A 12362-nucleotide genomic window follows, 5' to 3' on the forward strand; every position below is an offset into this window, starting at 1 on the left:
CTATGCGCATAAGGAGGAAAACCCATGTCCGATCCTTTTGGATTCATGAAATATACGCGCAAGGACAATCCTTGGCGCGATCCAAAGTCTCGCATTGCGGACTTTAATGAAATGGAATTACCGCTTACTGATGCCCAGCGGCGCCAGCAAGCGTTACGCTGTATGAATTGTGGCGTCCCGCATTGTCATGTGGGGTTCGCGTATGCTGGCGGCAAGGCGGTTTCGGGGTGTCCCAACGACAACTTGATCCCTGAATGGCAAGATTTTGTTGGGCGCAACGAAGATAAGCGCGCCTTTCAACGGTTGACGCTGACCAATCCGTTACCAGATTTTACCGGGCACGTGTGCCCAGCACCGTGTGAGGTTTCTTGTAACGAAGCTTTGAATAACAAAGGCATTACGATCCGCAATAACGAACGCTTCATCATCGACCAAGCCTTCAAGTATGGCTGGGTCGAAGAATCTGGGCGGCCGCTGCATCGCAACGGCATCAAGATCGCCATTGTCGGTTCAGGTCCAGCAGGGCTGACAGCCGCTTGGCGGTTGAACCAGCTCGGCTATTCTGTCACCGTCTACGAAGCCGATGACAAACCAGGCGGCTTGGTACAATACGGTATCCCCAACATGAAATTGCCTAAAGAAGATGTGGCGCGGCGTGTTGCCGTCATGGAAAAAGTCGGGATCACCTTCATCTGCAATACGCGTGTCGGCGTTGATATTTCTGGTGCTGAATTGCGGCAGCAATATGCACGGGTGTTGTTGACGATCGGTGCGCGCATGCCGCGGGAGCTCAATGCCCCAGGCCGGCAGCTCAAAGGGATCCAACAAGCACTGGACTTCTTGACTGCAGCGACCAAAGCGGTGGCTACAGATGGTCCAGCGGCGAACCAAAAACTCGCCGGCAAGCGGGTGGTCGTCGTTGGCGGCGGGGATACGGGGAATGACTGTATCGCCACAGCATTGCGCTTAGGCGCGCGCGACATCTTGCAGCTGGAAATTGCCCCAGCGGCACCAAGTCAGCGCCCAGACGACAATCCTTGGCCAGAATGGCCGCGGACACAGCGAATCGGCTATGGACAAAGCGAATACGCCGCGCTGTCTGATCAGCCGCTGACGCATTTTGCCGAAACCATCACCGAATTCCATGGCGATGATAACGGCCGCGTTAACGGGATCACCATCGCCAAAGCGGATCACTTCCAGCCGGTTGCCGGAACCGAATTTGACGAACCTGCCGATCTGGTTTTGTTGGCCATGGGCTTTACCGGTGCCGACAGCAGTGTCTTCGCTGATTGTGGGGTCCACAAGGTCTATGATGATTATCAAACTGATTCTGAGGAAGTTTATGTTGCCGGTGACGCCAAGCGCGGGCCGAGCCTCGTGATCTGGGGGATTCGCGAAGGCCGCATGGCAGCCGAAGCGATCCACCAATCGCTGGCTTCTGCCGCAGATCTGGCACCAGTCGCAAGTAAACATGCTTAAGCATATAAAAAGCCGTCGATGAGACGGCTTTTTATGTGGAGCGTGATCATGGCTTATTTTTGCAAGGCGACAGTGGCGACCGCGTCACCAGCCGTGATGGCTTGATCGTTGATGGCCGGCAGAGCTTGGAGTTTCTCCATATTCGTGATCACGACGACCACGGTCGTTTGCTTGCCACCGGCGATCACGGCTGCACGATTCATCGTGACCAGTGGGGTCCCAGCAGTCACTGATTGGCCTTCAACAGCTTGTACCGTGAATGGCGCACCATCGAGCTCGACAGTATCCAAACCAATGTGCAAGATCACCTCAAGGCCTTGAGCGGTGAGGATCGTCAGTGCGTGTTTAGTAGGGAAAATTGCTTGGACGGTGCCTGCTACCGGCGCTACGATCGTGTCATCGGTAGGCTCGACGGCATAGCCATCACCCATGGTTTTTTCTGAGAAAACAGGATCTTCGACCGCGGTGATCGGGACCAAGGTGCCAGTCGCCGGGGCAACAAAGTTTTCAGTCTTGGCTTTATTAAATAATTTAAACATAACGCACCTCCGTGTTTTTGATGGCGCTTTCACCATATCATGTCCGACCGACCGCAACAAGCGCTGAACCTGTTCCAGTTACAGGTGTCGTTTTTAAGTCACCAGTTGTCTGGCGCTTGTTTGCGGCGCTAGTCTTGTTATACTAGTGTAAGCGTCATCAATACAGGAGGGATAACCATGATCAAACAAGCAACGACGACGTTATTACAACGCCTAAATCTTGATACTCGCCGATTATACTGGTTCAACGCCGGATTATTGCTTGCATCAGCAATTGTTTACAGCCTGTTTGCATTGATGACGGCTCAGCAAAACGGGATGTCTGTTGCGACTTTGTTAGCGCGCAGTTTGCCGACTGCGGCGATGGTCGTGACGGTCTTATTGAATGCGGTACTTGGGCTCGTATTATTACGTTATCAGCAAGCGCTGCTTGCAGCACCGTACCGGCTGCGGGCGGTATTGATCATGCAAGTCGTCCAGCAAGGCTTATGCTTGAATCCAATTTTAATGCTTAGTGCTTTAGGTGTGATCGTAACGCTTGTGGTTAAGTCAAAGCAAAAGTTGGGTTGGCAGTATTGGGCAATGAGCACGAGTTTGTTTTGTGGTTACCTGTTGATCGGGTTGGTGCGCTTGATGACATGGTAGTGGAGGCATTATGCAGTTAGATAAATTGATTGCTGGTAAACGGCTAACTGAAACGGAAGTCGGGGTGTTGCAGTATATCGTCGCGCATATCGATACGGTGTTGGATGTTGGTGTCCGCGGGGTTGCGCAAGAAAATTTCACCTCCACTTCAACGGTGATGCGTTTGGCGCACAAGTTAGGCTTTCGCGGCTTTGTGGAAATGCAGTTCAAATTATCTGCGCTAGTGGCTGCCCATACCAGCCAAGCCCCGACGGATTGGGAGGCTTTGGGGATGACGCCAATGGTGATGCAGTACAATGAGCCGGAAATATTTGATGCCATTGCCCAAGCGTTAACGGCTTGTCAAAAAAAATTTGTGTTCATTTATGCCGCTGGTTTTTCCGGGATCATTGCAGAATACATGTACAAGAAGCTTTTGAACTTAGGAAAGCGTTGTTTGCTCGCGACGCCAAGTGATTCCGCGGGGATCTTGGATAATAATCTTGAGGATATCGGGATCATGCTGACGGTGTCGCGCTCTGGTGAAACGCGCAGTGTTTTGGATAAGGTCATGGTGGTCCAAGATCAACCGATCACTGTGGTGAGTTTCACCAACGAATCCGTGAATCGACTGAGTACGATCGTCGACTACCCGGTAAAAATCGTTGATCATAATAAACTGGATGACTATAATCAGCACGCGAATGCCTTTTTTCCAGGGACTTTAGCGGCATTTGAGTATCTGATCCAGCGTTATGAGGTTTTGCAAGGCCGGTAGGAATACCTGTTTCAACTCGACGTCATGTGTTTCGTTTCTGTTTGGAAGCGTTCACACGGCGCTTTTACTTTGTTAAGGTTAGGTCATTCAGATAAAAGAGGTGGAAAACATGAAAGAGAAAGTGATGGATACGCTGCAGCGCTTTTCTAAAGCGATGTTCGTCCCGGTCTTGATCTTACCAATCGCCGGTATCTTGATCGCCGTTGGGAATATCTTCACCAACCAGAAATTATTAGAAGTGGCGCCATTCATGAATAACCCGGTCACGACCGGATTTGGTGCGATTCTTTCCGGGTCATTAGTGGCAATCCTATCCAACTTAGGGGTGATTTTCTGTGTGGGCTTAGCAGTTGGGCTTGCCGACAAGAAGAAAGCTGAAGCCGGATTTACCGCATTATTGAGCTTCTTAGTCTTCATCAATGCGATGAACAAGTTCATGACGCTGCGCGGGATCTTGTCGACTGCTAAGGATCTTTCCGGAACTGGTCAAGCCAGTGTCTTAGGGATTCAAATACTGGATATGGGCGTGTTCTTAGGAATCATTTTAGGGATCACGGTTGGTTTGGTCCACAACCGCTTCATCGATACTGAATTTAAGAGCGCCTTTCAGATCTACGGCGGCAGCCGGTTCGTATTCATCGTAATGATTCCTGTCACGGTACTGTTGGCGATTGGCTTGACTTATGTCTGGCCGTTTATCCAAGCTGGGATCTCTAGCTTGGGAACCTTCATCAATCACAGTGGCAACTTCGGGATCTTCTTGTATGGGGCACTGGAACGTTTGCTGATCCCAACCGGGTTGCATCACTTGGTTTACACGCCATTTCTTTACACGTCATTGGGTGGCGTTGAAACGATCGGTGGGCATGTTTATGAAGGGGCCCGCAACATTTATTACGCTGAAATGGCAGACCCAAGCATCAAGCTGTTATCGCGATCGGTTATCTGGGATGCCCGTGGGATCTCCAAGATGTTCGGGTTGATCGGTGCCTGCTTAGCGATGTATCACACGGCTAAACCGGAAAATAAGCAAAAGGTCAAAGCGATCTTGATCCCTGCGGCGGTGACATCGTTCATTGCTGGGGTCACCGAACCAATTGAATTTTCTTTCATGTTTTTAGCACCGATCTTGTTTGTTTTACATGCTGCCTTAAGCGGCTTGAGCATGGTCGTTTTGAATATCTTGAACGTTCGGGCGATCGGTCCCAACGGTTTCTTGGACTTCTTGTTATACAACGTGCCGCTGGGCGTTGCGAAGACGCATTGGCCAATGTATATCTTGGTTGGGATCGCCTTTTTCTTCATCTACTACGGCCTTTTCCGCTTCTTGATCACCCGTTTCAACTTGAAGACGGTTGGCCGAGAAGATGCCGATCAAGAGACGCGCTTGTACTCCAAAAAAGACTATCAAGCTAAAGCTGGTACGGAATCAGCCCCGGCGCCTGCTGGTAATGGTGCTATTCCAGCCGCAATGATCGTCGAAGCATTAGGCGGGGCAGAAAACATTCAAAGTGTGACCAATTGTTATACCCGTTTGCGGACGGTCTTAAAAGACCCAAGCGTAGTCGATGAAGGCACCTTAAAAGAACAAACTGGCGCCAATGCCGTGATCATCAAGGGCAATAACGTGCATGTGGTCTATGGTCTCAAGGTCACTGCTGTGCGTAATGCTGTTGATGAAGAGCTGGGCCTTAGTGCTGCAGAGTTGGAATAGGAGTGATTGTTATGAATGAAAAACAACATGCTATCGTAATTGCCGGCGGGGGTAGTACTTATACGGCAGGGATCGTCATGATGTTATTAGAAAATCGTGATCGTTTGCCTTTACGCAAGCTGAAGCTGTATGACAATGATGCGGCTCGCCAAGAGGTGATTGCCAAGGCGATCGCCATCGAGTTGCAAGAAAAAGCGCCAGAAGTGGAATTCGAGTACACCACCGATCCGCAGGTGGCATTCACCGATGTTGATTTCTGTTTTGCGCACATTCGCTCTGGCGGTTACAAGATGCGTGAGCTGGATGAAAAAATTCCCTTAAAACACCATGTGGTTGGCCAAGAGACTTGTGGCCCTGGTGGGATCGCATATGGCATGCGGAGTATTGGTGACATTATCGAGTTGATCGATTACATGGAACAATATTCGCCAGAATGCTGGATGCTGAATTACTCCAACCCGGCTTCAATCGTTGCGGAAGCATGCCGCCAACTGCGGCCTGATAGCAAGATCTTAAATATTTGTGATATGCCAGTCGGGACCCAGCGGCGAATGTCACAGATCATTGGGTTAAGTCCTAAAGATCTCGAAGTCCGTTATTTTGGGATGAACCACTTTGGCTGGTGGACGAGCGTTAAAGATAAGGCGGGGCATGAATACTTGCCGCAGATTCGCGATTACGTGGCTGAACATGGCTATTTAACACAGATCGAAGTCGATATTCAGCACATGGATGCTAGTTGGCAAGCGACTCACAAAAAAGCCCAGGATCTGTTGGCAGTCGACCCGCACCGTCTGCCTAACACGTATTTGAAGTATTACCTATATCCAGATTACGTTGTTGAACACTCTGATCCCAACTACACTCGCGCCAACGAAGTCGAAGACGGTCGTGAAAAGCGGGTCTTCTCTGCGGCACGCAAGATCATCGATGCCAAGACGAGCAAGGTGGGTGAATTTGCCATTGATAGTCATGCCAGCTTCATTGTTGATCTGGCCTGTGCGATCGCTTATAACACCCATGAACGGATGCTGATGATCGTTGAAAATAATGGTGCGATCGCCAACATCGACCCGGATATCATGGTGGAAGTGCCATGTATCGTTGGCAACAACGGGCCAGAACCACTGACCCAAGGCAAGATCCCGCTTTTCCAGCGGGGGATGATCATGGAACAAGCAATGGTCGAAAAGCTGGTCGTTCAAGCGTGGGTCAATCACAGTTATCAATCATTGTGGCAAGCCTTGACCTTATCTAAAACGGTGCCGAGCGCGGAAGTAGCAAAAGCCGTCTTAGATGACCTGATCGCAGCCAATCAGGAATACTGGCCAGAATTGAAACACGACGAACATGAAGTGCATTTGATGAGTGACGTGCAACCAGTCGAATAACCATAACTAAAACTTGGCCCCAACGGCGTGATCGCTGTTGGGGCCAAGTTTTTTATGGTTGCTTATTCGTCGTAAAGTGTCCGTGCCAACAGTTCATCTTGAACGTCTTTATCCAGATTGACGAAGATGGCGCTGAAGCCGCTCACACGCACGATGAGATTTGGATACTTTTCCGGATGTTTCTGCGCATCTTCAAGCACCCCATGATCAACGATGGTGACCATCAGGTGGCAGCCGCCGTTTTTAAAGTAGGTGTTGAACAGCCACTTGATCTCTTGGCGGTTGTGGTTGAACATCCGCGGTGTGAACTTGATATTCTGAACAGAACCGCCATGGTACTTCGCATTGAAGGTCGCAAGTGAGTTAAGCACAGCGGTAGGCCCACTCTTGGCTGCGCCGCCTTGAGGATTGTTTGCTGGGTTCATGAATTGGCCGGCGTGGCGCCCATCTAGTGATGCTGCAGTTTCTCGGCCCCATTCGGTGTTGGTCTGGTTGTTAGAGATCACGATCAGATAATACTGCATGCCGCGATCGATCCCGCGTTGGCGAATATTCTTAGCCACATATTCAAACAAATCATTGGCGAACGCATCTGCGTCAGCGACGTCGTTACCGTATTTCGGCTGATTCCATAGGTCTTCGCGAATATCCTCAGCGCCTTGGAAGTCGTTCAACGCGGCTTCATTGAGCTGTTGCAGGGTGTATTTATGCTGAACATACACGAGCTGCTTGATTGCATATAAGGCGTCTGAAGTGTTGATGTTCCCGTAAGTTTCGTTGGTTCCGCCGAGGTAGCGGATACCGCCGTCTAAGATTGCCTTACCACGATCGATGCAGTCATCCATCAAGATGCTGGCAAACAAGAAGGAGACTTCGCGATTCATCAGCTGATAGCTGTAGTATTGAGCGTCGACAGACAAGTCAAAATAGTAATCCAGCAACTTCTTGTAATTATCATACAAATCATCAAAGGTCCTAAATTCACTGAGCGGCTTGATGTACACCGGACCGGACTTGACCTCATGATCCATCGGGTCGACTCCTTCATTCAGGGTAATGGTGAGCAGCTTCAATAAGTTGAGCAGCGTATTCGGCGTGCCTAGGCTTTGTCCCTGAATGACGAATTCACCGCAACCAAACATCACGTACTGCTCTGCAGTTCTGTGATCGACGCGCATGCCGTATTCGACAGCCGGTACGTTCACATCATCATTATACAAAGTTGGATACGTCGAACCGGAGCCGATGCAGTCATACGCCATATCAATGATGTCTTGCGGCGTTTCCTTATTGAAACGGAACGTGAACTGCGGTTCAACATACTTACATGCCTGCGTGACCTTGATTGCAATCCGGGCAAAGTGATCCGCAGCCTCTGGGTGCTTGCGCCCGTAACCGCCGACGATGATCCGGCCGTTGACGGTGGTCCGCCGGTTTTCAATCAACGTCCATAAAGACTTGAGATAGGCGAACGCATCGTCGTCAGTGATCAAACCGCTGTCAACATCGTGCTGCAGGTAAGGGCCAAGAAAATCGTCAAGTCGCCCATAATTAATACAGCCAGCCAGCAGTGCATACAGCCAAACCAATTGTAGGGCTTGATGGAACGTCCTTGGGGTATCTGTCTTGATGACCTTCAGATCGTTGCGCATCAACTCCAGCTCTTTGATCCGCTGAAGAGACTGCACAGTCTGCTCGCTTTCGGCAATCGAATCGATCAGATGATCGCAAGTCGTCTGGAAAAGATCCAGTGCTTTCAGTGAGGCATTAAGGAATTCGTTGTCCGGATCATGCTTTGCCCGAATCTTGTCTTTAAGGCCTTCGATGCCGTTATCAAGCAACATTGGATAGTCCAACATCATACCGCTGAGCCGCGCCGTCGCCATCAACGGATAGTGACCATCGATGAATCGCCCGATCGTGGTATCAGTCAGCACATCATTACAATAAAGCGCCTTGGTATCGTGATCTTCCCAATACGTGTACAAGTCGTCCACCCGCTTTTGGTCAGCAGGATCGGACAGGCTGTCGCGAAACTTAGAAAGCTTGTCAAAGACACAGTAATGGCCAACGCCGCCCAAAGACGTCACGCAGCCGAAACCGATAGGTAAGAAATCCAGCCGTCCCGCAATCAGATCACCGGGCTCGGTTTTGCGAAAAAGTGTCGGATAGATCACCTGCAAACAGTTGATCTCGCGCTCTTCTTTGGAAAGAGACAGCGAGGCCTGATGCACACGGGTGTATTCCTCCATAATTGCCAGCTGCTCCTGAGGCGTTTTTTCACTGGGGAGCTTCACACTGACTTCAACATTTTGAGCGCCTGCAATCGTCGCTTTTTTCAACTCAGTCAGTCCTTTCCTTCGCGAAACGTGCGCCTGGTTGACTGTCTGAGCGTCAGCGTCGCTTATTTCGCGATAACTATATTTTTGTACCGACGGGAACCTTTGATCGGTTGGTCAGTGATCACCTGTTGAAAATCTTCAAAGTGGGCGAAAGTACTCAAACCAGTCTCGCCAAATTTGGTCGCATCAACCAGCAAGAAGGATTGCTTAGCCCGTTCGATGGCACGGTGTTTCAAATCGCCGACGTCGATTTCACTGGTATAAGCTTCACCCAGTTCGGCATCAACACCGTTGGCGCTGATGATCGCCTTATCAAAACGGAACGCCATCAGTTCATTGATTGCGGCCGGACCTGTACAGATCTGGTGTTTAGGGCTGTATTTACCACCCAAAAGATAGACATCTGACGCGGCTGACCCTAGATACGAAAGCAAGATGACACTGTACGTGACGATCTTGATACTTTTATGGCTGAGAAAAGGCATGAGTTCCAAGACCGTCGTTCCGGAATCGATAAAGACCAGATCACCATCTTTGATTTGCGCCGCGGCTGCTTTAGCAATGACCTTTTTTGCCTCAGTATTAACGCCTATTTTGGTCGATACCGGCCCTTCAGTCAGGTCGCTAATGGTCTTTTCAAACCCAATTCGAGTCGCACCGCCGCGTGCACGCTTGATCTTGCCTTGTGCTTCAAGATGTTCCAGATCGCGCTGAACGGTTGATTTTGAAACCTTCATTTCAAGACACAGTTCTTTGATACTGACCGTGGGTTGCGACTGAAGCCTGGAGAGAATGTAGAATTGGCGCTCTTTTTCAATCATTGATCATGACCTCCTATAAGCTGTTACATGGTTCTGATGCTTATTGTAACGCTCAGAAGGCGGCCGATGCTACGATGTGCCCTCAGTTTTCAGCTGATCTTGGTCAACCCACCTTATGGTAGCATCGCCTATCACACAAATCAATGAAAAACGAGTCAAAATGAATTATTTTAGGTCACTAAGGATCATTGTGCGTTATACTGTTATTGACCGATAGTGGCGTTCACCCAACAAAGGAGAGATTCATATGGAACTACAAGGCTGCATCTTCAACATCCAACGCTTTAGTATTCACGACGGCCCCGGTATCCGCACGTCTGTGTTTCTCAAAGGCTGTCCGCTGCGGTGCAAGTGGTGCGCAAACCCAGAATCTCAAAGCCGAAAGCCCGAACCGATGTGGGACAACGCGCAAAAATGTGAAATCATCACCGGTGACTATTACAACGTCGAAGACGTGATGCAGGTGATTCGGCGCGATGTCGATTACTATCATGAGTCTGGTGGCGGTGTCACGGTCACCGGTGGCGAAGCGCTGGCACAAGCTGACTTTACGGTGGCACTGCTTAAACAATGTCAGTCTGAAGGGTTCGATACGGCCTGTGAGACTTGCGCGTATGCGTCTGGCAAAGAGTTTCAGGACATGCTCGATCACCTCGATCACCTGATCATGGATGTGAAGCACTGGAACTCGTTAACTCACCGCCAGTGGACCAACGGGAGCTTAGATCCAATCCTCAATAACGTCAAGCTGGGCGTCGCTTCCGGTAAAGATATGCTGGTCCGGATCCCTGTCATCCCAGGCTTTAACGATTCGCTCGACGATGCTGAACATTTTGGGACACTGCTGGCAGACCTGAACGTCCCACATGTTGAATTGTTGCCATTCCATCAGTTTGGGAAGAACAAGTACCACTTCTTGAAGCGTGATTACGCCTTTGAGAACGTGGCAGCCCTACAGCAAAAGGACTTGGTCCCTTTCCAGACCGTCTTGCAGGAACACGGACTGGACTGCCGCATTGGCGGCTAAGAGCACAGATCATTGCCCAGCTATTCATTGGCTGGGCATATTTGTTTCAACGAGTTTGACCTATTCTGACTCGAAAAGGTTCAAAAAGGGTTGATATTTGCGAGATTGGTGCTAGAATCAAAAATGAATCAAGTTAATTTAATCGCAAGCGATATTTTCAATCACTGCAAGTTTCTGACTCTGCATGCGGTCACCACTGTATGTGATGGAAGAAAATATAAGGAGGTTATTAACAGTAATCAATAACGTAGAATACTGTGTTAATTTGTGGCAATTAGCCGTTCTGCGGTAATCAAGTGGAAGGCAGAATGACCAAGTGCTGCGAAATGGTAAACTCGTGAAAAATTGCTGACTGATGCATGGACAGATGATGACGGTTTTCATCATGTCTTGATAGAATAGCTTCATCTTCATTTGCTATGATACCCATAAGCTATTTGGAGGTGAAAACATGTTGAGAACGCACAAGATCCGTTGTTATCCCAACGCAACGATGCGCCGCGTATTGGAGCAAGCATGCGATTATCGCCGCTATTGTTACAATCAGGCGCTTGCCACGTGGAATGAGCTGTATGACGCGTCAGTCGTTTTGGCAGATAAGACGGCGCGGCCTAACGAACGTCAAGTCCGCAATGAGTTAGTTAACAACAAAGTAGACTGGCAATACAGTCGTTCAGCACGGATCTTGCAATTGGCAGTGCATGATTTAGCTCAAGCTTGGGCAAATTTCTTCAACCCTGAGATGCCAGACCATCGCAAGCCGTGGTTTAATTCGAAGAAGCGCAGTCGCTGCAGCTTCAAGACCGACAGAGCAACCATCGTTAATGGTAAGTTGCGCTTGGATAAACCCCAGGGCTATCTTGACCGTTGGTATGATATCCGATTAGCCGAAACACCGCGTTGGCGAGGGACTGTTAAACTCGCCTCTATTATCAAAGAAGCTGATGGTTATTATGCTTGCCTAAGCATCGATGTGGCCAAACCCGAGCCATTACCGGAAAGCCCACGCATATGTGGCGTTGATGCCAACATTGGTCAATTCGTCTATAACGATGGTGAGGCAATGTCTGCAATTCGCGGATTGACCGAGCAACTGGTCAGTTTATATCACCGCGTGTCCTTGTACCAGCGGCGTCTCGCTCGCAAACGTCAGGCGAATCCCAAGCACTTTCGCTCTAACAATTACCGCGCAACGAAAACCAAGTTGCAGCGGACCTATCAGAAAGTGACACGGATTCAAGACGACCTCTTGCAAAAGTTTACGACGATGTTGGTGAAAGCCAACGGCACGCTTGCCATTGAGGACTTGGACGTCAAGCGCATGCAGATGAACAAGCGATTGGCGAAGAACTTGCACCGTTCGTTGTTTGGCCACTTCAAGACATTGATGAAGGACAAGGCGCAATGGTATGGCCGCCAGCTGATGATAGTTGATCGGTTCTACCCTAGCACACAGCGATGCAGTCGTTGTGGGTTAGTGAAAACTGGTGACAATAAACTGACCTTAGCCGGTAATGTCCTTCACGGCACGAAACATCACGAGTTTCATTGTTACGGCTGTGGTGCTCAACTTGAGCGTGACGAGAATGCCGTACAGAACTTGATTCAATATGCTCAAGGGCAGGCTATGTCCTAAAGGTTCAA

At 49.6% G+C, this 12362-nt stretch carries 10 protein-coding genes; 7 read left to right on the forward strand and 3 right to left on the reverse strand.

Annotation, left to right across the window (positions count from 1 at the left end; all coding sequences use genetic code 11):
- Positions 1-24 precede the first annotated feature (24 nt).
- Complete coding sequence (locus EKM91_RS03670; protein ID WP_125749906.1) at positions 25-1482, forward strand: glutamate synthase subunit beta; 1458 nt, start codon at positions 25-27, stop codon at positions 1480-1482.
- A 53-nt stretch (positions 1483-1535) separates the two neighbouring features.
- On the opposite strand, the gene EKM91_RS03675 is transcribed toward EKM91_RS03670, so the two are convergent.
- Entirely contained in the window at positions 1536-2021 is a 486-nt protein-coding gene (locus EKM91_RS03675; RefSeq protein ID WP_125749909.1) for a PTS sugar transporter subunit IIA, read from the reverse strand.
- Positions 2022-2198: 177 nt separating this feature from the next.
- On the opposite strand from EKM91_RS03675, the gene EKM91_RS03680 reads away from it, so the two are divergent.
- The 4 genes from EKM91_RS03680 to EKM91_RS03695 all read left to right on the forward strand — a co-directional run bounded on the left by EKM91_RS03680 (position 2199) and on the right by EKM91_RS03695 (position 6528).
- Complete coding sequence (locus EKM91_RS03680) at positions 2199-2666, forward strand: hypothetical protein (protein ID WP_125749912.1); 468 nt, start codon at positions 2199-2201, stop codon at positions 2664-2666.
- A 10-nt stretch (positions 2667-2676) separates the two neighbouring features.
- On the forward strand, positions 2677-3423 hold the full coding sequence (locus EKM91_RS03685) for a MurR/RpiR family transcriptional regulator (RefSeq protein ID WP_125749916.1): 747 nt from the start codon (positions 2677-2679) through the stop codon (positions 3421-3423).
- 109 nt (positions 3424-3532) lie between these two features.
- Entirely contained in the window at positions 3533-5137 is a 1605-nt protein-coding gene (locus EKM91_RS03690; protein ID WP_125749919.1) for a PTS transporter subunit EIIC, read from the forward strand.
- 11 nt (positions 5138-5148) lie between these two features.
- On the forward strand, positions 5149-6528 hold the full coding sequence (locus tag EKM91_RS03695; RefSeq protein WP_125749922.1) for a 6-phospho-alpha-glucosidase: 1380 nt from the start codon (positions 5149-5151) through the stop codon (positions 6526-6528).
- Positions 6529-6590: 62 nt separating this feature from the next.
- Here the strand turns inward: EKM91_RS03695 and EKM91_RS03700 are convergent, their stop codons facing one another.
- Complete coding sequence (locus tag EKM91_RS03700; protein WP_125749925.1) at positions 6591-8870, reverse strand: pyruvate formate lyase family protein; 2280 nt, start codon at positions 8868-8870, stop codon at positions 6591-6593.
- A gap of 62 nt (positions 8871-8932) precedes the next feature.
- Entirely contained in the window at positions 8933-9691 is a 759-nt protein-coding gene (locus EKM91_RS03705; protein WP_125749928.1) for a DeoR/GlpR family DNA-binding transcription regulator, read from the reverse strand.
- 247 nt (positions 9692-9938) lie between these two features.
- Here EKM91_RS03705 and EKM91_RS03710 point away from each other — a divergent pair, with 247 nt between their 5' ends.
- Both EKM91_RS03710 and EKM91_RS03715 read left to right on the forward strand, forming a co-directional pair.
- Positions 9939-10718 carry a glycyl-radical enzyme activating protein gene (locus EKM91_RS03710; RefSeq protein ID WP_125749931.1) on the forward strand — a complete coding sequence of 260 codons (780 nt, stop codon included), beginning with the start codon at positions 9939-9941 and terminating at the stop codon, positions 10716-10718.
- 451 nt (positions 10719-11169) lie between these two features.
- Entirely contained in the window at positions 11170-12354 is a 1185-nt protein-coding gene (locus EKM91_RS03715; RefSeq protein WP_125749934.1) for an RNA-guided endonuclease InsQ/TnpB family protein, read from the forward strand.
- Positions 12355-12362 lie beyond the last annotated feature (8 nt).

Source organism: Lacticaseibacillus baoqingensis, from assembly GCF_003946165.1.
GTDB lineage: Bacteria > Bacillota > Bacilli > Lactobacillales > Lactobacillaceae > Lacticaseibacillus > Lacticaseibacillus baoqingensis.